20 protein-coding genes are annotated in these 19,182 nt (G+C 63.9%); 3 read left to right on the top strand and 17 right to left on the bottom strand.

The genetic code is table 11. The annotated features are described in order from the left end of the window. The first annotated feature begins 59 nt into the window (after window positions 1–59). Window positions 60–755: a TetR family transcriptional regulator gene (locus SD196_RS17770; protein WP_275611180.1), complete on the top strand. Its 696-nt coding sequence runs from the start codon at window positions 60–62 to the stop codon at window positions 753–755. Window positions 756–788: 33 nt separating this feature from the next. Further along, a complete protein-coding gene (locus SD196_RS17765; protein ID WP_331318847.1) occupies window positions 789–1,184 on the top strand; it encodes a GFA family protein in 396 nt (131 codons plus the stop codon). A 508-nt stretch (window positions 1,185–1,692) separates the two neighbouring features. On the opposite strand, the gene SD196_RS17760 is transcribed toward SD196_RS17765, so the two are convergent. The 17 genes from SD196_RS17760 to ccoN (SD196_RS17680) form a co-directional block, all read right to left on the bottom strand. Continuing rightward, window positions 1,693–2,523 (bottom strand): metal-dependent hydrolase, encoded by an 831-nt coding sequence (locus SD196_RS17760; protein WP_416310489.1) that lies wholly within the window; start codon window positions 2,521–2,523, stop codon window positions 1,693–1,695. A gap of 286 nt (window positions 2,524–2,809) precedes the next feature. Beyond that, on the bottom strand, window positions 2,810–3,358 hold the full coding sequence (locus SD196_RS17755; protein WP_207886509.1) for an adenine phosphoribosyltransferase: 549 nt from the start codon (window positions 3,356–3,358) through the stop codon (window positions 2,810–2,812). Window positions 3,359–3,473: 115 nt separating this feature from the next. Continuing rightward, the gene (anr, locus tag SD196_RS17750) at window positions 3,474–4,208 is read right to left on the bottom strand and encodes a transcriptional regulator Anr (RefSeq protein WP_015477764.1); all 735 of its coding nucleotides are present in this window, start codon (window positions 4,206–4,208) and stop codon (window positions 3,474–3,476) included. A gap of 253 nt (window positions 4,209–4,461) precedes the next feature. After that, window positions 4,462–5,844 (bottom strand): oxygen-independent coproporphyrinogen III oxidase, encoded by a 1,383-nt coding sequence (gene hemN / locus SD196_RS17745; protein ID WP_275611183.1) that lies wholly within the window; start codon window positions 5,842–5,844, stop codon window positions 4,462–4,464. A 72-nt stretch (window positions 5,845–5,916) separates the two neighbouring features. Further along, window positions 5,917–6,642 (bottom strand): sulfite exporter TauE/SafE family protein, encoded by a 726-nt coding sequence (locus SD196_RS17740; protein WP_275611184.1) that lies wholly within the window; start codon window positions 6,640–6,642, stop codon window positions 5,917–5,919. After that, entirely contained in the window at window positions 6,635–6,856 is a 222-nt protein-coding gene (gene ccoS / locus SD196_RS17735) for a cbb3-type cytochrome oxidase assembly protein CcoS (protein WP_275611185.1), read from the bottom strand. The genes SD196_RS17740 and ccoS overlap by 8 nt, the downstream gene beginning before the upstream one ends. A gap of 1 nt (window position 6,857) precedes the next feature. Beyond that, window positions 6,858–9,335, bottom strand: a complete 2,478-nt coding sequence (locus tag SD196_RS17730; RefSeq protein WP_343573048.1) for a heavy metal translocating P-type ATPase — start codon at window positions 9,333–9,335, stop codon at window positions 6,858–6,860. Continuing rightward, window positions 9,332–9,877, bottom strand: a complete 546-nt coding sequence (locus SD196_RS17725; RefSeq protein WP_275611187.1) for a FixH family protein — start codon at window positions 9,875–9,877, stop codon at window positions 9,332–9,334. Before SD196_RS17725 ends, SD196_RS17730 begins: the two co-directional genes overlap by 4 nt. A 131-nt stretch (window positions 9,878–10,008) precedes the next feature. Continuing rightward, a complete protein-coding gene (ccoG, locus tag SD196_RS17720) occupies window positions 10,009–11,424 on the bottom strand; it encodes a cytochrome c oxidase accessory protein CcoG (protein WP_275611188.1) in 1,416 nt (471 codons plus the stop codon). Window positions 11,425–11,636: 212 nt separating this feature from the next. Continuing rightward, entirely contained in the window at window positions 11,637–12,602 is a 966-nt protein-coding gene (gene ccoP, locus SD196_RS17715; protein WP_275611189.1) for a cytochrome-c oxidase, cbb3-type subunit III, read from the bottom strand. Then, window positions 12,599–12,790 (bottom strand): cbb3-type cytochrome oxidase subunit 3, encoded by a 192-nt coding sequence (locus SD196_RS17710; protein ID WP_275611190.1) that lies wholly within the window; start codon window positions 12,788–12,790, stop codon window positions 12,599–12,601. Before SD196_RS17710 ends, ccoP (SD196_RS17715) begins: the two co-directional genes overlap by 4 nt. Before the next feature lie 5 nt (window positions 12,791–12,795). Then, complete coding sequence (gene ccoO / locus SD196_RS17705) at window positions 12,796–13,404, bottom strand: cytochrome-c oxidase, cbb3-type subunit II (RefSeq protein ID WP_275611191.1); 609 nt, start codon at window positions 13,402–13,404, stop codon at window positions 12,796–12,798. Beyond that, entirely contained in the window at window positions 13,404–14,846 is a 1,443-nt protein-coding gene (gene ccoN / locus SD196_RS17700; RefSeq protein ID WP_275611192.1) for a cytochrome-c oxidase, cbb3-type subunit I, read from the bottom strand. Before ccoN (SD196_RS17700) ends, ccoO (SD196_RS17705) begins: the two co-directional genes overlap by 1 nt. A 334-nt stretch (window positions 14,847–15,180) precedes the next feature. Further along, window positions 15,181–16,104, bottom strand: a complete 924-nt coding sequence (gene ccoP, locus SD196_RS17695; protein WP_275611193.1) for a cytochrome-c oxidase, cbb3-type subunit III — start codon at window positions 16,102–16,104, stop codon at window positions 15,181–15,183. After that, window positions 16,101–16,292: a cbb3-type cytochrome oxidase subunit 3 gene (locus SD196_RS17690; protein WP_275611194.1), complete on the bottom strand. Its 192-nt coding sequence runs from the start codon at window positions 16,290–16,292 to the stop codon at window positions 16,101–16,103. The genes ccoP (SD196_RS17695) and SD196_RS17690 overlap by 4 nt, the downstream gene beginning before the upstream one ends. Before the next feature lie 4 nt (window positions 16,293–16,296). Continuing rightward, window positions 16,297–16,905 (bottom strand): cytochrome-c oxidase, cbb3-type subunit II, encoded by a 609-nt coding sequence (gene ccoO, locus SD196_RS17685; RefSeq protein ID WP_015477751.1) that lies wholly within the window; start codon window positions 16,903–16,905, stop codon window positions 16,297–16,299. A 10-nt stretch (window positions 16,906–16,915) separates the two neighbouring features. After that, window positions 16,916–18,340 (bottom strand): cytochrome-c oxidase, cbb3-type subunit I, encoded by a 1,425-nt coding sequence (ccoN, locus tag SD196_RS17680; protein ID WP_275611195.1) that lies wholly within the window; start codon window positions 18,338–18,340, stop codon window positions 16,916–16,918. A 113-nt stretch (window positions 18,341–18,453) separates the two neighbouring features. Between ccoN (SD196_RS17680) and SD196_RS17675 the strand changes: the two genes are divergently transcribed. Continuing rightward, complete coding sequence (locus SD196_RS17675) at window positions 18,454–19,152, top strand: alpha/beta family hydrolase (protein ID WP_331318829.1); 699 nt, start codon at window positions 18,454–18,456, stop codon at window positions 19,150–19,152. Window positions 19,153–19,182: the final 30 nt, after the last annotated feature.

The raw sequence follows: 19,182 nt of genomic DNA, 5'->3' as shown, positions 1-19,182 counted from the left end.
TGTAGACATCTGTATACTTCGCGAACAACCAACCTTCGGTGGGGCCGAGCGCCAAACACATGGAAATCGGACAGGAAGAACGGCCGGCGGAAGCGGCGGGCAAGCGGGCGCTGATCGATGCGGCACTGCGCCTGGCATCGAGCCGGCGCAGCTTGAGCAGCCTGGGGCTGCGGGAGCTGGCGCGGGAAGCGGGGTTGAATCCGAACACCTTCTACCGGCATTTCGACGATGTGGACGACCTGGGTTTGGCGATCATTCGTGACATCGCTACCCAGCTGCGCCAGCCGCTGCGCGACCTGCGCCGCGAAGCCGCCGAGCGCGCGCAGCCAGGGGAGGGCGCCGCCAGCGTGCCCTTCGGCCTGGATATGGAGCGCGGTCTGCGGGTGACGCGGGAAACCGTGCGACTGTTCTTCGATTTCGTCGAGAGTCACCCGGAGGCCTTCATCATCGGCGTGCGTGAGCTGCACGGCCCGTCGCCCGTGCTGCGCGCGGCGCTGGCGCGGGTGATGGATGAGTTCGGCGAGGACATGGCCGAGGACATCCGCCAGTTCCACCTGCTGCCGGAGATCGACGAGGATGAATTGAACCAGTTGTCGCGGTCGATCAGCCGGCAGTTGTTCCAGCAATCGCTGGACTATCTGGAACGCCCTCCGGAGCGGCGCGAGGAGGTCTGCGCATTGGCCGGGCGACAAATCCTGTTGCTCTTCACCGGTGCCGCTGTGCTGCAGACCTTCGGCATGCTGGCTAGGCTCTGAGTCTTCTTTCGCGTTACCGGATGGGAGATTGCCATGTCGCCTTTGCCTCTGTTCGGCGGCTGCGCCTGCGGCGCGGTGCGCTATCGGGTGGATGTGGAGCCAACGGAAGCCGGCTACTGCCACTGCCGCATCTGCCAGAAATCCAACGCCGCGCCAGCGGTGCCTTGGGCGGTGATTCCGCTGACGGGGTTCCAGTATCTGTCCGGTGAGCTGGGGATGTGGCGCTCAAGCCCGGAGGGCGAGCGGCGCTTCTGCGTGAAGTGCGGCACGCCGCTGGAGTTTCGTGTGCGGGATGGCGACACAGTGGGACTCAATACGGTGACCCTGGACGAGCCGGAGCGGGTGAAGCCGCAATGCCATATCTGGTGTTCGTCGCAGCTGTCGTGGTTCGACACGGTGGACGATCTGCCGCGTCGTCCCGAGGGCTGATGATTTTGATGTCGTAGGAGCAACTGTCTGCGCATTCGTAGGGCGTACAACCGTTCGCGGTTGTACGCCGATACACCAGGGTCATCGGCTGGTGTATTGGCCGAGTTCGAAGCGCCAGCCGGTCGCAGTCCGTGCAACCGGAAACCAAGGTCAAACGGCGTATAACGTCGAACGTTATACGCCCTACGCTCCCGCTCAGGACCTCATAGGAGCGGAGCTTCTCCGCGATGTTCTTCAGCGGCGGCGGGTACTTCGCGGACAAGGTCCGCTCTTACAAGATCAAAGGCCCCTCACCCTAACCCTCTCCCGCAAGCGGGAGAGGGGACTGTTCGGTGCAGGTTGAAACCATAGTGTCAGCCGGCTCGGAGGGCTGGGGTGAGGGGGAAACGCAGGCAGGGATTAACCCGGTAGAAGACAGTTGCTCCTACGAAAAGCGTTGCCGCGAAGACCATGTCGCGTCATGAAAGACGCCAGGCAATGCCTGGCGTTTTTCATTCCGGCGTAAAGATCAGCCAGCGAAATCCAGCTGCTCTTTCCAACGGGTTTCCAGCGCCTTGGTGTCGTGGTCGAAGGGGTGGAAGCCGGGGCGGAAGTAGTCCAGCCAGGGGCGGATCAGGTTGACGAAGTAGCCGCGGCGCGGGTGCAGCAGTACGCCCAGGCCATGCTTCCAGCTGCGCCAGTTGAACAGTTGGCCGTCACGGCGCAGCAGGTTGATCTGGAAGCCGGCGATGACGCTGAAGAAGATCACGGTGGTCAGCAACATCACCGCGGTGCGGGTGAAGTAGCCGCCGTACACCTGCTGGTAGACGTCATAGGCCACCGCCTTGTGCTCGTTTTCCTCGACGGCGTGCCACATCCACAGCTTGTACATCTTGTCCGACTTCATCTGGCTGCTCAGGTCGTCGCGCTTGAGCAACTGCTCGGCCATGGACGCGGTGAAGTGCTCCAGGGCGCAGGTAATCGCCAGCTGGTGCTTCTTGGTAGTGACCTTGCTGATCGATTCGAGCAGCACCTTGATGCGCAGCTCCAGGGTTTCCAGGTCGATGCCGTGTTCGTCGGCATACTCGTTGTAGGCCGCGTGTTCCTTGGAGTGCATGGCTTCCTGGCCGATGAAGGCACTGACGTCCTTCTGCAGCTGCGGGTCCTGGATGCGCTCGCGCACGGCACGCACGCTGTCGACGAAGAACTTCTCACCATAGGGGAACAGCGAGGACAGGTTGTTCATGAAGTGGGTCATGAAGGGCTGCCCGTCCCACCAGTATTTAGGCGTTTCACTGAAGGTGAAATCCATGCGGCGGACCGGGAAGTTGGCGCGGATTGGCGTGGTACTGGCGTTCATGACTAACTCCTTCTTGTTGTGCGGGCGTGGGTTCCGGAGCGCGACGCGGCAGGGGCGGCGACCCGGGCAAGCCCTGTCGTTAGTTCGTGATGCCACCTTCGAATGTGTCATCAGCTGATGTCATGTTCGAAGTCTTGTCGGACAATCGCCAGGTCATATCCGGTCATTGGCGAGTCGGATCAGGCCAAACCGGTCACGACCAGCCATTGGATGGGGCAGTTGTTTGCAGGAGGCGTGGAAACGAAAACGGGCGCCTAGGCGCCCGTTTCTTACCGACAGCGGTCTGTCACTGCTCGTCGAGGGCGAAGGCAGTCAGGCTGTAGGTGGGGATCTGCGCGTCGTTGAGCTTGGCCGAACCGCCCAGCTCTGGCAGGTCGATGATCGCTGCGGCCTCGAACACGCTGGCGCCCATGCGGCGAACCAGTTGCGCGGCGGCCAGCAGGGTGCCGCCGGTGGCGATCAGGTCATCGAAGATCAGCACGCTGTCGCCTTCGCACAGGCTGTCGGCGTGGACTTCCAGCAGGGCCTCGCCGTACTCGGTCTCGTAGGCCTGGGAGAGCACGTCGGCCGGCAGCTTGCCGCGCTTGCGGAACAGCACCAGGGGCTTGTTCAGCTCGTAGGCGATGATCGAGCCGATCAGGAAGCCGCGCGCATCCATGGCGCCGATGTGGGTGAATTCGGCCTCGACATAACGCTGGATGAAGCTGTCGGCGACGAAGCGCAGGGCTCGCGGCGACTGGAACAGCGGGGTGATGTCACGGAACATGACGCCGGGCTTGGGAAAGTCGGGAACGGCGCGGATGACGGACTTCAGGTCGAGTTGGTTGAGGATCATGCTGGTTGTGCACCTGATGCGGTTTTTGCAGAGGCCAAAGTATAACGGGCCCGCCAGTCGGCGAGCCCGTTTTCGATGACCGGAAAGTCAACCAATTGGTCAGCTTTCGTGTCTGTCAGCTTTCCAGCTGGCCCCCGGCCAATGCGCACAGCTCGATGGAATCAAGGATGTGCACTTCCTTGCCTTCGGCGGCGATCAGGCCGTTCTGCTGGAAGCGGGTGAAAACGCGGGAGACGGTTTCCACTGCCAGGCCCAGGTAGTTGCCGATCTCGTTGCGCGACATGGCCAGGCGGAACTGCTGGGCCGAGAAACCACGGGCGCGGAAGCGCGCGGAGAGGTTCACCAGGAAGGTGGCGATGCGCTCGTCGGCAGTCTTCTTCGACAGCAGCATCATCATCTGCTGGTCGTCGCGGATCTCGCGGCTCATCACCCGCAGCAACTGGCGGCGCAGTTGCGGCAGTTGCTCGGACAGTTCGTCCAGGCGCTCGAAGGGAATCTCGCAGACCGAAGTGGTTTCCAGTGCCTGGGCCGAGACCGGGTAGCTCTCGGTGTCCATGCCGGACAGGCCGACCAGCTCGCTGGGCAGGTGGAAGCCGGTGATCTGCTCTTCACCACCGTCGGTGATGCTGAACGTCTTCAGCGCACCGGAGCGCACCGCGAAGACCGAGCCGAAAGCGTCGCCCTGACGGAACAGGAATTCGCCTTTCTTCAGCGGTCGGCCGCGTTTGACGATTTCATCCAGGGCATCCATGTCGTTGGTGTTCAGCGACAGGGGCAGGCAAAGGGGCGCCAGGCTGCAATCCTTGCAGTGTGCTTGGGGGAGGGCGCGCACTTTGATGGTTTCGGCCATTGGGAGTTCCTTGAGTGGGGAAGGCACACAAAAACCAAGGGTACCGCAGACGGCGGATCGGGCGCCAGTTGGCGGCCTCTCTGAATCGCCGGTTTCGGCGGGGAAGGCGAGGGGTGGAGCGGGGTTCGGGAGGGTTCGAAACGGTTCGAAAAGGGCCGTATCAGGGCGCTTTCCTCGGATTCGAGAGGCCGACATATCCTGTTGCAATGGGTGCGACAGTCGGCCTCGGCCGTCTGTCGCGTTGCCGGACGGGTCAGATGACCCGTGAGAAGCGTTGCAGGTTCTGCGTCGGCAGGTAGCGGTCGAACAGCATGCAGAGGCTGCGCACCAGCAGCCGGCCCGAGGCGCTGACATCGATGCCGCTCGGGCTGAGGTTGATCAGGCCGTCGGTGGCGAAGCGCTCCAGATCCGGCCAGATTTCGTTGAAGTAGCCGCGGAAATCGATGTTGTAGAGCTCCTCGATCTCGTCGAAGTCCAGCTGGAAGTGGCAGATCAACTGCTGGATCACCGCGCGGCGGATGATGTCGTCCTTGTTGCAGTGCAGACCACGACGGGTGGCGAGCTGGCTCTGGTCCAGGGAACTCTGGTAGTCCGCGATGTCGCTGCTGTTCTGGCTGTAGAGGTCGCCGATCTGGCTGATGGCCGAGACGCCGAGCCCGACCAGGTCGCAATGGCCGTGGGTGGTGTAGCCCTGGAAGTTGCGTTGCAGGGTGCCGTCTTCCTGGGCCATGGATAGCTCGTCGTCCGGCAGGGCGAAGTGGTCCATGCCGATGTAGCGGTAGCCGGCGGCTTCCAGTTGCTCGGTGGTGCGCTGGAGCATTTCCAGCTTCTGGCCGGGGGAGGGCAGGTCGTCGGCGTTGATCCGGCGTTGCGGCATGAAGCGTTCCGGCAGGTGCGCGTAGTTGAACACCGACAGCCGGTTGGGTTGCAGGGCGATGACCTGTTCGACGGTGTGGGAGAAGCTTTCAGGGTTCTGCTTGGGCAGGCCGTAGATCAGGTCGATGTTGATCGAGCGGTACTGCAGGGTGCGGGCTGCATCGATGATGGCGCGGGTTTCGTCGAGGCTCTGCAGGCGGTTCACGGCCTGCTGCACTTCCAGGTTGAAGTCCTGCACGCCGAGGCTGATGCGGTTGAAGCCCAGTTCGCGGAGCAGGCCCATGGTCGACCAGTCGGCTTCGCGCGGGTCGATCTCGATGCCGTAGTCGCCGGAGTCGTCGTCCAGCAGGTTGAAGTGCGTGCGCAACTGGCTCATCAGTTCGCGCAACTGGCCGGAACTGAGGAAGGTCGGGGTACCGCCGCCGAAGTGCAGTTGCTCGACTTGTTGCCCCCGGCCCAGGTGACGACTGACGATCTCGATCTCGCGGATCAGCCGGGCGAGGTAAGGGGCGCTGCGGCCGCGGTCCTTGGTGATGACCTTGTTGCAGGCGCAGTAGTAGCAGATGTTCGCGCAGAACGGGATGTGCACGTAGAGCGAGAGCGGGCGCTGTGCCTTCTGGCTATCGCGCAGCGCGTGCAGCAGGTCGAAGGGGCCGACGCCTTCGTGGAACTGCACGGCTGTGGGATAGGAGGTGTAGCGCGGGCCGGACAGATCGTAGCGGCGTATCAGATCTGCGTCCCAGCGAATATTGTCGAGCATGCCGAGGTCCCCGGTTGGCGAGCTTTTCCCGCGCAGTCTAGGGAGAGTCCGACTATGGCCTGTTGACCTGTATCAAGCGGCTTTGTGGTGCGTATGGTTGGCGCTGGCGTGCATTTCGTGGCCCATGATCCATGCCTGGTGCGGGCCAGGCAGGGTCCAGAGACCGAAGAGGATGACCAGGATGCCGCCGGTCATGCGCACGCTGCGTTTGCGCAGCAGGGCGGTGATGCGCTCCGCCGCCAGGCCCGTGGCCAGCAGCACCGGCCAGGTACCCAGGCCGAAGGCGAGCATCAGCAGCGCGCTGTCCACTGCCGAGCCCTGGCTGGTGGCCCACAGCAGGGTGCTGTAGACCAGGCCGCAGGGCAGCCAGCCCCACAGGGCGCCGAGCAGCAGTGCGCGCGGAACCGTGGCGACCGGCAGCAGGCGGCTGGCGAAGGGCTGGATGTGCTTCCACAGGCCGCGTCCGAGCGCTTCGATGCGGGTCAGGCCGCTCCACCAGCCGGCCAGGTACAGGCCCATGGCGATCAGCAGCATCCCGGCGATGACGCGCAACGCCGAGGCGAACGGCGTGCGGGCGATGGCCCAGCCGGCGAGACCGAGCAGCAGCCCCGCGCAGGCGTAGCTGAGGATGCGTCCGAGGTTGTAGGCCAGCAGCAGGCGCAGGCGGCGCGCACGTTGCTCCGGTGGAATGGCCATGGTCAGCGCGCCCATCAGGCCGCCACACATGCCCAGGCAGTGACCGCCGCCCAGCAGGCCGAGGATCAGTGCCGACGCCAGCAGGGGCGCCAGCTCAGGCATCGCGCTTGTCCTGCGGCTGCTCACCCGGTGCTTCGGCGCCTTCGGCTTCGTCGATGCCGGCCTGGTGCTTGGGGTCTTCGTCGTCGAACAGGATGCTGTGAGCCGGACTGTCCATGTCGTCGTACTGGCCGCTGTTCACTGCCCAGAAGAAAATACAGATACAGATGCCGACGATCAGTACGGCGATCGGAATCATGACGTAGAGTGCGGGCATTTCAACTCCGTGGCAGCGCCGGGCTCGTTTCCAGGACGGCCGGGCGCGCGGTGGTCGCTGAGGGGGCGTCGACGGCCTTGGGCAGCCGGGTCAGGCGCAGGGCATTGAGCACCACGGTCAGCGAGCTGATCGACATGCCCACCGCCGCCCACACGGGCGTGATCCAGCCGAGGGCGGCGAAGGGCAGCATGAGCCCATTGTACAACCCTGCCCAGACCAGGTTCTCGATGATTACCCGGCGGGTGCGGCGCGCCAGGCTGAAGGCCTGCACCAGGCTTTCCAATCGATTGGACAGCAGCACGGCGTCGGCGCTGGTCTTGGCCAGGTCGGTTGCGGATCCCATGGCGACGCTGATGTCGGCGGCAGCCAGCACCGGCACGTCGTTCACGCCGTCGCCGAGCATCAGCACGCGGCGACCTTCCTGGTGCAACTGGCGCAGGACTTCCAGTTTGTCGTCGGGGCGCAGGCCGCCCCGGCAGTCGTCGATGCCCAGTTCGGCGGCAACCCGGCCGACCATCGGCGAGCTGTCGCCGGAGAGCAGCAGGGTGCGCCAGCCACGGGCGCGGCAGGCGTCGAGGAGGGCGGAGGCGTCTTCGCGGATGCGGTCGTCCAGCACCAGCCACGCCAGCGCGCTGCGCTCATCCCCGAGCAGCAGCCATTGGCCGGGCTCCTGTGGGTGCGCCGGCGCTGCGCTGTGGCTCAGGGCGCAGACGAAGGACGGTTCGCCAATGCGCAGGCGGCGTTCGCCAACCTGACCTTCCAGTCCCAGGCCCGGATGGCTTTCGACGATCTCGGCAGGCTGCGGCGCACGGCCGAAGGCGCGGGCGATGGGGTGTTCGGAGCGGTTCTCCAGCGCCGCCGCCAGGGCCAGGCAGGTATCGCTGTCGAGGTCGCCCAGCGGGCGCACGGCGCGCAGGGTCAGGCGGCCTTCGGTGAGGGTGCCGGTCTTGTCGAAGATCACTGTGTCGATGTGGTTCAGGCCTTCCAGCACATGGCCGCGGGTCAGTAGCAGGCCGAGCTTGTGCAGACTACCGGTGGCGGCGGTGAGCGCGGTGGGCGTAGCCAGGGAGAGGGCGCAGGGGCAGGTCGCCACCAGCATCGCCAGCACCACCCAGAAGGCACGGGGGGCGTCGTGTTGCCACCAGAACAGGCCGACCACTGCGGCCAGCACCAGCAGCGCGATGAGGAACCATTGCGCGGCCTTGTCGGCGAGTTCGGCCAGGCGCGGCTTGTCCGACTGGGCGCGTTCCAGCAGGCGGACAATGGCGGAGAGCCGGCTGTCGTTGCCCAGGGCGCTGATCTGCACGGTCAGCGGACCTTCCACGTTCAGGGTGCCGCCGGTGACGCTGTCGCCGGTCTGGCGCGGTTGCGGCAGGTACTCGCCGGTGAGCAGGGATTCGTCGACGCTGGACTGGCCGTCGAGGATCTGGCCGTCGGCGGGAATCACTGCGCCGGGCTGCACCAGCACGCGGTCGCCGACGTTCAGCTCGCTGAGCAGCACGCGGGTGCTCTGTCCGTTCTTGTCCAGGCGCAGGCAGGAGGCGGGCAGCAGGTTGACCAGTTGTGCGGTGGCGGCAGCGGTACGTTCGCGGGCGCGGCGCTCCAGGTAGCGGCCGGAGAGCAGGAACAGGGCGAACATGCCGACGGCGTCGAAATACAGGTCTCCGCTGCCGGTGATGGAGGTCCAGATGCCGGCCAGGTAAGCGCCGCCGATGGCCAGGGAGACCGAGACGTCCATGGTCAGGTGGCGGGTGCGCAGGTCGCGCAGGGCGCCGCGGAAGAACGGCTGGCAGGAGTAGAAGACAATCGGTGTGGTGAGGAACATCGCCACCCAGCGCAGGATTTCGTGTAGTTCGGGGCTCAGGTCGATGTTGAATTCCGGCCAGGTGGCCATGGTTGCCATCATCGCCTGGAACCACAGCATGCCGGCGACGCCCAGCTGGCGCAGGGAGCGGCGGTTTTCTTCGTGCAGTTGCTCGGCGGCGCGGTCGGGCTGGTAGGGGTGGGCGGCGTAGCCGATCTTGCGCAGCTCGGCGAGCAGGGCGCTCAGGGGCATCTGGCTGTCGGACCAGCGCACGTGAAGGCGATGGTTGGACAGGTTGAGGCCGGCCTCGGCAATGGCGGGCAGGCCCTTGAGGTGTTTCTCGATCAGCCAGCCGCAGGCGGCACAGCTGATGCCTTCAAGGAGCAGGGTGGTTTCCGCCAGCTCGCCTTCGTGTCGAACGAAGGGCTGCTGCACGTCGGGACGATCGAACAGCTTCAGCTCGTCGCTCAGTTGCTCGGGCAGTACGTCGGGATTGGGCGCCGCCTCGGTACGGTGGCGGTAGTAGCCTTCCAGGCCGCCGGCGACGATGGCTTCGGCCACGGCCTGGCAGCCCGGGCAGCAGAATTCGCGGGTTTCACCAAGGACCTGCGCCGTGAAACGGCTGCCGGCGGGAACCGGCAGGGCGCAGTGGTAACAGGGCAGCGGGGCGCTCATGGGCGCTCGGCTTCGTCTCCCTTGAGGGGCTCGTCGCCAAGGACGAACGAACCGCCGGGGGCGACTTTCTCTTCTTCGAACAGACGCCAGGCCTGGCCGTTTTCCTGGCCGAGCAGCTCGACGAAGCGACGGCCCTTGACGGCGGCATCGAGGCTGCCGGTGTAGCGGCCGGGCTCGACCGGGCTGGGCAGCAGGTCGAGGTGCTTGTCCTGGGCTTCCAGGGTGGGGGAGAGCAGGTTCAGGGTGAGCTTGTCCGGGTGGCTGGCGCCGGAAAGGCGCAGGTCGACTTCGCCGGTCAGTTCATCGAAGCTGATTTTCGCCTGCAGCTTGAGCTGTTGCGCCAGGTGCTCGCGGTCCAGGGAGCGGTTGATGCCCTTGCCGGCCTCGTAGTAGTTGTCGCTGACCAGGGAGTCCTGGTTGTTCACCGCGATGTTGACCATCATCAGGCTGAGGAACACCGAGATGGCCAGCATGCCGATGATGATCCATGGCCAGAGGTGCTTGTACCAGGGTTCCACGGGCGTTTTCATGGCCGATTGCATTCTCTTTTCTCTCGCTGGAATGGCCCGCGAGGGCGCGGTCTGTCCGCTGCGGGGGCGGGCGGATTCTACGTGCTTCGGTCGGTACTGGCACCCCATGTGCAACATGGGGTGCCAATTCGTTCAGCTGTGGTTCAACGAACGCGCGGGCCGATGAAGCGGCTGGAGGATTCCTTGTTGATGGACGGGTCGTCCACCGACTGGATGGTGAAGCTGATCTCGTTGGTGGTGGAGGGCAGCTTCTCCGGATCGATGGAGAGTTCCACAGGCATGCTGACGATATCACCGGCAGCCACCGAGATTTCCTTCTTGCCTTCCAGGATCAGGCCGTCCAGGCCCTTGGCGCCGAGTACGTAGGTGTGGTCCTGCTGATCCTTGTTCATGATCTTCAGGCTGTACACGTTCTCGATCCGGCCTTCGGCGTTCTCGCGGTAGAGCACGCGGTCCTTGCTGACGTCGAAGCCCACCAGCGGGCGAATGACCACGGCGGTGATCAGCAGGCCGATCATCAGGCACAGGGCGATGGCGTAGCCGATCAGGCGCGGGCGTACCAGGTGGGTCTTCTGCCCGGACAGGTTGTGCTCGGTGGTGTAGCTGATCAGTCCGCGCGGATAGCCCATCTTGTCCATGATGCTGTCGCAGGCGTCGATACAGGCGGCGCAGCCGATGCACTCGATCTGCAGGCCGTCACGGATGTCGATGCCGGTGGGGCAGACCTGTACGCACATGGTGCAATCGATGCAGTCGCCCAGGCCCTGGGCCTTGTAGTCGATGTTCTTCTTGCGCGGGCCGCGCGACTCGCCGCGGCGCGGGTCGTAGGAGACGATCAGGGTGTCCTTGTCGAACATCACGCTCTGGAAGCGCGCGTAAGGGCACATGTAGATGCATACCTGCTCGCGCAGCCAGCCGGCATTGCCATAGGTGGCGAGGGTGAAGAAGCCGACCCAGAAGTAGGCCCAACCGTCGGCCTGGCCGGTCACCAGGTCCGGCAGCAGTTCGCGGATGGAGGCGAAGTAACCGACGAAGGTCAGGCCGGTCACCAGGCCGATCAGCAGCCACAGGCTGTGCTTGGCGGCCTTGCGCAGCAGTTTGTTGCTGCTCATGTTGGCCTTGTCGAGCTTCATGCGCTGGTTGCGGTCACCCTCGGTGACTTTTTCGCACCACATGAAGATCCAGGTCCACACGCTCTGCGGGCACGTGTAGCCGCACCAGACGCGGCCGGCGAATACCGTGATGAAGAACAGGCCGAAGGCCGCAATGATCAGTAGGCCGGAGAGGAGGATGAAGTCCTGAGGCCAGAAGGTCGCGCCGAAGATGTAGAACTTGCGCTCGGGCAGGTCCCAGAGGACTGCCTGGCGACCGTTCCAGGTCAACCAGACGGTGCCGAAGTAGAGGAGGAAGAGGAAGGCACCTCCAGCCATTCGGAGATTTCGGAAGAATCCGGTGAAGGCTCGGGTGTAGATTTTTTCCCGAGAGGCATAGAGGTCGACGCTCTCACCCTTGCCCTTGGCGGGCGGAGTGACGTCTTGGACGGGAATCTGTTTGCTCATCAGTGCATTCCACGGCAGCGGGAGGGCGCCCTGTCGATACATGCCGAGCAGGGTCAGAAATATGCTTGCACGCCTAACAATGATACGGCGTGGAGGGGGGGCTAACGGTGCGACAGTTGGTCGCGCAATGAATTATGGACCCAGAAATAGAGCGGCGCCGGTGTAGGAACCGGCGCCGCTGGGGTGTTGCTTTGGAGTAGGAGAGGGGAGGCTTATTCGGCGCTCTTCTCACCTTCACCATGGGACAGGCTGTACACGTAGGCGGCCAGCAGGTGCACCTGGTCCTTGCCCAGACGTTCCAGCTGAGCCGGCATCTGGCCCTGGCGGCCGTAGCGGATGGTCTGCTGCAACTGGGCGAAGCTCGAGCCGTAGATGAACGCGGCCGGGTGGGTCAGGTTCGGCGCGCCCATGGCGGCGGTGCCTTTGCCTTCCGGACCGTGGCAAGCCACGCAGTTGGTCTGGAAGATCTTCTGACCGTTGGCGACCTGCTCGTCAGTCACGCCTTCGGGAGCCTTGCGGCCGTCCAGCTTGGTGGTGACGAAAGCAGCTACGTCGTGAACGCCGGCATCGCCGATGACTTCGCCCCAGGCCGGCATGGCCGCGTGGCGACCGCCTTCGATGGTGGCAACGATGTCCTTCGGCTCGCCGCCCCAGCGCCAGTCGGCGTCGGTCAGGTTCGGGAAGCCGTGGGCGCCCTTGGCGTCGGAGCCGTGGCAGACCGAGCAGTTGGAAGCGAACAGGCGGTTACCCATTTTCAGGGCCTGCTCGTCCTTGGCCACGTCCTCGATCGGCATGGCGCCGAACTTGGCGTACAGCGGGCCGTACTTCTCGTCGGCCTTGGCCATTTCCTTTTCCCACTGGTGCACGCCGGTCCAGCCGGCCTGACCGTTGGCGAACTCGTTCTTGTCCTGGTAGCCCGGCAGCAGGCCTTTCCAGTTACCCAGGCCCGGGTACAGGGCGAGGTAGGCGAGGGCGAAGACGAAGGTGGCGACGAACAGCATGAACCACCACTTCGGCAGCGGGTTGTCATACTCCTCGATGCCGTCGAAGGCATGGCCGACGGTCTCGTCGGTGGCTTCGCTGCGTTGGCCGCGGCGGGTGGCGAACAGCAGCCACGCCAGGGCGAAGATGGTGCCCAGGGTAAGTACGGTGACGTACAGACTCCAGAAGGTTGTCATTCTTTGTTGCTCCTAGAAGCTTGCTCTTGCTCGACGTGCTTTTTGGCGACCGGGTCGTCCGCGAAGGGCAGCAGGGCATCTTCGTCGAAGCGTCCCTTGCGCTTGCCGCTGTAGGCCCAGAGCAGTACGCCAATGAAGGCGACCATCACTACTACGGTGCCGATGCCGCGAATCGTCCCGATATCCATCACTGTCACCGTTTGCTCTTGATGATGGTGCCGAGGCCTTGCAGGTAGGCGACGACAGCATCCATCTCGGTCTTGCCCTTGACGGCATCGCGTGCACCGGCGATGTCTTCGTCGGTGTAGGGCACGCCCATGGAGCGCATGACTTCCATCTTCTTCGCCGTGTCCTTGCCATCGAGCTTGTTCTCGACCAGCCACGGGTAGGACGGCATCTTCGACTCAGGCACCACGTTGCGCGGGTTGTACAGGTGCGCGCGGTGCCAGTCGTCCGAGTAGCGGCCGCCGACGCGGGCCAGGTCCGGGCCGGTACGCTTGGAGCCCCACAGGAACGGGTGGTCCCAGACGCTTTCGCCGGCGACGGAGTAGTGGCCGTAGCGCTCGGTTTCGGCGCGGAACGGACGGACCATCTGCGAGTGGCAACCTACGCAACCTTCGCGGATGTAGATGTCGCGGCCTTCGAGCTCAAGTGCAGTGCGCGGCTTCATGCCTTCCACCGGCTTGTTGGTCACGTCCTGGAAGAACAGCGGGACGATCTGGGTCAGACCGCCAACGCTCACGGCGATGACCATGAAGAAGGCCAGCAGGCCGATGTTCTTCTCGACTGCTTCGTGCTTCATCAGTGAGCTCCTACAGCGGGAATCTGAGCGGCGGCGTCGGCGTCAGCCTGCTTGAAACCGCGAACGGTACGGAAGGTGTTGTAGGCCATCAGCAGCATGCCGGAGGCGAAGAAGGCGCCGCCCAGCGCACGGACCATGAAGCCCGGGTGGCTGGCCTGCAGGGCTTCCACGAAGGAGTAGGTGAGGGTGCCGTCGGCGTTGACCGCGCGCCACATCAGACCCTGGGTGATGCCGTTGACCCACATGGAGGCGATGTACAGCACGGTACCGATGGTGGCCAGCCAGAAGTGGGCGTTGATCAGGCCAACGCTGTGCATCTGCTCGCGGCCGAAGACCTTCGGAATCAGGTGGTACAGGGAACCGATGGAGATCATCGCAACCCAGCCCAGAGCGCCGGCGTGTACGTGGCCGATGGTCCAGTCGGTGTAGTGCGACAGGGAGTTGACGGTCTTGATGGCCATCATCGGGCCTTCGAAGGTGGACATGCCGTAGAAGGCCAGGGAAACCACCAGGAAGCGCAGGATCGGGTCGGTGCGCAGCTTATGCCAGGCGCCGGAGAGGGTCATCATGCCGTTGATCATGCCGCCCCAGCTCGGTGCCAGCAGGATCAGGGACATCGCCATACCCAGAGACTGCGCCCAGTCCGGCAGCGCGGTGTAGTGCAGGTGGTGCGGACCGGCCCAGATGTACAGGGTGATCAGCGCCCAGAAGTGCACGATGGACAGGCGGTAGGAGTAGATCGGACGCTCGGCCTGCTTCGGAACGAAGTAGTACATCATGCCGAGGAAGCCGGTGGTCAGGAAGAAGCCCACGGCGTTGTGGCCGTACCACCACTGGATCATCGCGTCGGTGGCACCGGCGTACATCGAGTAGGACTTGAAGGCGGATACCGGGATTTCCATGCTGTTCACGATGTGCAGCATGGCGGTCACCAGGATGAACGCGCCGTAGAACCAGTTGCCCACATAGATGTGCTTGGTCTTGCGCTTCATTACGGTGCCGAAGAACACCGCGGCGTAGGTGACCCAGACGACGGCCAGCAGGATGTCGATCGGCCATTCCAGCTCGGCGTACTCCTTGGAGGAGGTGTAGCCCAGCGGCAGGGTGATGCCGGCCAGCACGATCACCGCTTGCCAACCCCAGAAGGTGAAGGCCGCGAGGCTGTCAGAAACCAGACGGGTCTGACAGGTGCGCTGTACGACGTAGTAGGAGGTGGCGAACAGAGCACAGCCGCCGAAGGCGAAGATCACCAGGTTGGTGTGCAGCGGACGCAGGCGCCCGAAACTGGTCCAGGGGAGGTCCAGGTTCAGTTGGGGCCAAACCAACTGTGAGGCGATGTAAACACCGAGCCCCATTCCAAGTATCCCCCAGACCACCGTCATGATGGCGAACTGGCGGACGACCTTATAGTTATAAGCAGTCGGACTGATTGCTGTGCTCATTCTAAGGTTCCACGGTTTTTGAGTATTTATGGACAAAAAAACGGCGGCAAGTATGGAGAAAGCAGATAGGCAATGCAACGCGCCAAGCCTGGGCCCAAGGCCGGTTCGATGCCTGCTTCAGAGCGCCTTCGGCCGTTGTTCGCCGCTCGTTTCGAGTCGCCCGTACCAACCTGGGAAGTGGGTCAGGTTAGTCATATTGCAGGTTTGCGAATGGAAACCAGCTTAGACGCGAACTTTGAGGGTGTGAAGGAAGGCGATTGGGAGGGTGCGACACTTCGTCGCGAGGGGCGGGAAGAAACTCGCGCCCGGTGAAGGGCGCGAGTGGAGGAGGGATTTACTTCGCTTGACCTGAGATGTTGTAGATGTAGGCCGCGAGGATATGCACCTTGTCCTTACCCAGGTACTGCTCCTGTGCTGGCATCTGGCCCTGGCGGCCGTGGCGGATGGTCTGCTGCAGTTGCGCATAGCTGGAGCCGTAGATGAAGGCGCCCGGGTGGGTCAGGTTCGGGGCACCCATCAGTGCATTGCCCTTGCCTTCCGGGCCATGGCAGGCGACGCAGTTGGTGGCGAATACCTTGCCGCCGTTGTCGACCTGCTCTTCGGTCACGCCTTCGGGCAGCTTACGACCGTCCAGTTTGGCGGTAACGAAGGCGGCTACGTCCTGCACGCCTTTGTCGCCCAGCACGTCACCCCAGGCCGGCATGGCCGCGTGACGACCGCCGAGGATGGTGGTCTCGATGCTCTTGGCGTCGCCGCCCCAGCGCCAGTCTTCGTCGGTCAGGTTCGGGAAGCCGACCGCACCCTTTGCGTCGGAGCCGTGGCAGATGGAGCAGTAGGTAGCGAACAGGCGCTCGCCCATCTTCAGTGCTTGCGGGTCCTTGGCGACTTCTTCCACGGGCATCGCAGCGTATTTGGCGAAGATCGGGCCATATTTTTCCTTGGCCAGGGCTTCTTCACGCTCCCATTGCTTGTCTTGGGTCCAGCCGCCGTCGTAGCCCGGCAGGACGCCTTTCCAGTTGCCCAGGCCCGGGTAGAGCACCAGGTAGCCGGCGGCGAACACGATGGTGCCGACGAACAGCAGGAACCACCATTTCGGCAGCGGGTTGTCGTATTCCTCGATGCCGTCGAAGGCGTGGCCCATGGTCTGGTCGGTGGTGTTCGCGGATTGGCCGCTGCGGGTGGCGAAGACCAGCCACAGCAGGGCGATCAGCGAGCCGACTGTTAGTACGGTGACGTACAGACTCCAGAAGGTAGTCATGCGTTGTTGCTCCTAGAAGCTTGCTCTTGCTCAGCGTGCCGCTTGGCGACCGGGTCATCCGCGAAAGGCAGCAGCGCGTCGTCGTCGAAACGCTGCTTGCGCTTGCCGCTGTAGGCCCAGAGCAGAACGCCGACGAAGGCGACCATCACGATGACGGTGCCGAGGCCGCGAATGGTCCCGATATCCATGCTGTCACCGCTTGTTCTTGATGGAGGTGCCGAGGACCTGCAGGTACGCGACCACCGCGTCCATTTCGGTCTTCCCTTTGACGGCGTCGCTGGCGCCGGCGATGTCGTCGTCCGTGTAGGGCACGCCCATGACGCGCATCACTTCCAGCTTCTTCGCTGTGTCCTTGCCATCGAGCTTGTTCTCGACCAGCCAGGGGTAGGCGGGCATCTTCGACTCCGGTACCACGTTGCGCGGGTTGTACAGGTGCGCGCGGTGCCAGTCGTCCGAGTAGCGGCCGCCGACGCGGGCCAGGTCCGGGCCGGTACGCTTGGAGCCCCACAGGAACGGGTGGTCCCAGACGCTTTCGCCAGCAACGGAGTAGTGGCCGTAGCGCTCGGTTTCGGCGCGGAACGGGCGGATCATCTGCGAGTGGCAGCCCACGCAACCTTCGCGGATGTACACGTCACGGCCTTCCAGTTGCAGGGCGGTGTAGGGCTTCATGCCTTCCACCGGGGTGTTGGTCACGTCCTGGAAGAACAGCGGAACGATCTGGGTCAGGCCGCCGATGCTCACGGCAACCGCCATGCACAGTGCCAGCAGGCCGACGTTCTTCTCGAGTACTTCGTGTTTCATGTCGGTCTCCTCAGGCCATCTGTGCCGCGGCTTGCATTTCAGCCGGCTTGGCGGCCGCTACGGTGCGCCAGGTGTTGTAGGCCATGACCAGCATGCCCATCAGGAACACCGCGCCACCGATCATCCGCACGATGTAGCCCGGGTGGCCGGCGGCCAGGGCTTCCACGAAGGAGTAGGTGAGGGTGCCGTCGGCATTGACCGCGCGCCACATCAGGCCCTGGGTGATGCCGTTGACCCACATGGAGGCGATGTACAGAACGGTGCCGATGGTGGCCAGCCAGAAGTGGGTGTTGATCAGCCCCACGCTGTGCATCTGCTCGCGGCCGAAGACCTTCGGGATCATGTGGTACAGGGAGCCGATGGAAACCATGGCGACCCAGCCCAGGGCGCCGGCGTGCACGTGGCCGATGGTCCAGTCGGTGTAGTGGGAGAGGGCGTTGACGGTCTTGATGGCCATCATCGGGCCTTCGAAGGTGGACATGCCGTAGAAGGCCAGGGAAACCACCAGGAAGCGCAGGATCGGATCGGTGCGCAGCTTATGCCAGGCGCCGGAGAGGGTCATCATGCCGTTGATCATGCCGCCCCAGCTCGGCGCCAGCAGGATCAGCGACATCACCATGCCCAGCGACTGTGCCCAGTCCGGCAGCGCGGTGTAGTGCAGGTGGTGCGGGCCGGCCCAGATGTACACGGCGATCAGTGCCCAGAAGTGCACGATGGACAGGCGATAGGAATAGACCGGACGTTCAGCCTGCTTGGGTACGAAGTAGTACATCATTCCCAGGAAGCCGGCGGTCAGGAAGAAGCCCACGGCGTTGTGGCCGTACCACCACTGGATCATCGCGTCGGTGGCACCCGAGTACAGCGAGTAGGACTTGGTCAGGCTGACCGGGATCTCCATGTTGTTGACCACGTGCAGCAGGGCCACGGTCAGGATGAAGCCGCCGAAGAACCAGTTGCCCACATAGATGTGCTTGGTCTTGCGCTTGATCAGGGTGCCGAAGAAGACGATCGCGTAGCTGACCCAGACGATGGTGATCAGGATGTCGATCGGCCATTCCAGTTCGGCGTACTCCTTGGAGGAGGTGTAGCCCAGCGGCAGGGTGATCGCAGCCAGCAGGATCACCAGCTGCCAACCCCAGAAGGTGAAGGAGGCGAGGGCGTCCGAGAACAGGCGGGTCTGGCAGGTGCGCTGTACGGCGTAATAGCTGGTGGCGAACAGTGCGCAGCCGCCGAAGGCGAAGATCACGGCGTTGGTGTGCAGCGGACGCAGGCGTCCGAAACTGGTCCAGGGTAGGCCGAGGTTGAGTTCGGGCCACACCAGTTGCGCGGCGATCAGGACACCGACGGCCATGCCGACGATCCCCCAGACCACTGTCATAATGGCGAACTGGCGGACCACCTTATAGTTATAAGCGGTCTGATTGGTTGTGCTCATTTATGGGCTTCCATCCACGGTTATGGGCTATGCCCATCCCGGCAGGTTTTTTACGGCAGATGCCGCCCCTCCCCCTTGGGATAGGTACTAATTGGGAATTAGCGGAGTGAAGGATGGATAAAGGCCCCTCTCGGAATATTGATTCCGGTCAATTGCCGCCAGAGACCCCTGTCGCGGGCGCCTGCGGTGCTTTGTCGCTGCTGCGGAACCCGGCATGCAGCGAACTGTCGGCTACGCTGGTCCTCGCCCATGGCGCCGGCGCGCCGATGGACAGCCCGTTCATGGACGACATTGCCGCGCGCCTGGTCGAACGGGGTATCTCGGTGGTGCGCTTCGAGTTCCCCTATATGGCTATGCGCCGGGAGGATGGGAAGCGGCGGCCGCCGAACCCGCAGAAGCTGTTGCTCGAATGCTGGCGGCAGGTTTATGCGCAGCTGCGCGCCGAAGTGCCCGGCAAGCTGGCCATCGGCGGCAAGTCCATGGGCGGGCGCATGGCCAGCCTGCTGGCGGACGAGTTGGGCGCCGATGCGCTGGTCTGCCTCGGCTATCCCTTCTACGCGGCCGGCAAGCCGGAGAAACCGCGCGTGGCTCACCTGGCCGAGTTGAAGACGCCGACCCTGATCGTTCAGGGCGAGCGTGATGCGTTGGGCGATCGCCCAACGGTCGAGGGTTATTCATTGTCGCCTGCGATCCATCTGCACTGGCTGGCGGCTGCCGACCACGACCTCAAGCCGCTCAAGGCTTCCGGGCTGACCCACGAGCAGCATCTGGAAAGCACCGCTGCCAGGATCGAAGCTTTTCTATTGCGCTAATCGGCCCTTAAGACAGGCGCCCCTATCCTC

This window comes from Pseudomonas macauensis (assembly GCF_047902425.1).
Classification (GTDB): Bacteria; Pseudomonadota; Gammaproteobacteria; order Pseudomonadales; family Pseudomonadaceae; genus Pseudomonas.
This window is presented reverse-complemented; position numbering and strand designations above follow the sequence as displayed.

What these genes read in the sequence shown, in the direction of transcription:
- SD196_RS17770 (WP_275611180.1), top strand. Translation starts at nt 60, where the DNA reads ATGGAAATCGGACAGGAAGAACGGCCGGCGGAAGCGGCGGGCAAGCGG.
- SD196_RS17765 (WP_331318847.1), top strand. Translation starts at nt 789, where the DNA reads ATGTCGCCTTTGCCTCTGTTCGGCGGCTGCGCCTGCGGCGCGGTGCGC.
- SD196_RS17760 (WP_416310489.1), bottom strand. Translation starts at nt 2,523, where the DNA reads ATGAACGCCAGTACCACGCCAATCCGCGCCAACTTCCCGGTCCGCCGC.
- SD196_RS17755 (WP_207886509.1), bottom strand. Translation starts at nt 3,358, where the DNA reads ATGATCCTCAACCAACTCGACCTGAAGTCCGTCATCCGCGCCGTTCCC.
- anr (WP_015477764.1), bottom strand. Translation starts at nt 4,208, where the DNA reads ATGGCCGAAACCATCAAAGTGCGCGCCCTCCCCCAAGCACACTGCAAG.
- hemN (WP_275611183.1), bottom strand. Translation starts at nt 5,844, where the DNA reads ATGCTCGACAATATTCGCTGGGACGCAGATCTGATACGCCGCTACGAT.
- SD196_RS17740 (WP_275611184.1), bottom strand. Translation starts at nt 6,642, where the DNA reads ATGCCTGAGCTGGCGCCCCTGCTGGCGTCGGCACTGATCCTCGGCCTG.
- ccoS (WP_275611185.1), bottom strand. Translation starts at nt 6,856, where the DNA reads ATGCCCGCACTCTACGTCATGATTCCGATCGCCGTACTGATCGTCGGC.
- SD196_RS17730 (WP_343573048.1), bottom strand. Translation starts at nt 9,335, where the DNA reads ATGAGCGCCCCGCTGCCCTGTTACCACTGCGCCCTGCCGGTTCCCGCC.
- SD196_RS17725 (WP_275611187.1), bottom strand. Translation starts at nt 9,877, where the DNA reads ATGCAATCGGCCATGAAAACGCCCGTGGAACCCTGGTACAAGCACCTC.
- ccoG (WP_275611188.1), bottom strand. Translation starts at nt 11,424, where the DNA reads ATGAGCAAACAGATTCCCGTCCAAGACGTCACTCCGCCCGCCAAGGGC.
- ccoP (WP_275611189.1), bottom strand. Translation starts at nt 12,602, where the DNA reads ATGACAACCTTCTGGAGTCTGTACGTCACCGTACTTACCCTGGGCACC.
- SD196_RS17710 (WP_275611190.1), bottom strand. Translation starts at nt 12,790, where the DNA reads ATGGATATCGGGACGATTCGCGGCATCGGCACCGTAGTAGTGATGGTC.
- ccoO (WP_275611191.1), bottom strand. Translation starts at nt 13,404, where the DNA reads ATGAAGCACGAAGCAGTCGAGAAGAACATCGGCCTGCTGGCCTTCTTC.
- ccoN (WP_275611192.1), bottom strand. Translation starts at nt 14,846, where the DNA reads ATGAGCACAGCAATCAGTCCGACTGCTTATAACTATAAGGTCGTCCGC.
- ccoP (WP_275611193.1), bottom strand. Translation starts at nt 16,104, where the DNA reads ATGACTACCTTCTGGAGTCTGTACGTCACCGTACTAACAGTCGGCTCG.
- SD196_RS17690 (WP_275611194.1), bottom strand. Translation starts at nt 16,292, where the DNA reads ATGGATATCGGGACCATTCGCGGCCTCGGCACCGTCATCGTGATGGTC.
- ccoO (WP_015477751.1), bottom strand. Translation starts at nt 16,905, where the DNA reads ATGAAACACGAAGTACTCGAGAAGAACGTCGGCCTGCTGGCACTGTGC.
- ccoN (WP_275611195.1), bottom strand. Translation starts at nt 18,340, where the DNA reads ATGAGCACAACCAATCAGACCGCTTATAACTATAAGGTGGTCCGCCAG.
- SD196_RS17675 (WP_331318829.1), top strand. Translation starts at nt 18,454, where the DNA reads ATGGATAAAGGCCCCTCTCGGAATATTGATTCCGGTCAATTGCCGCCA.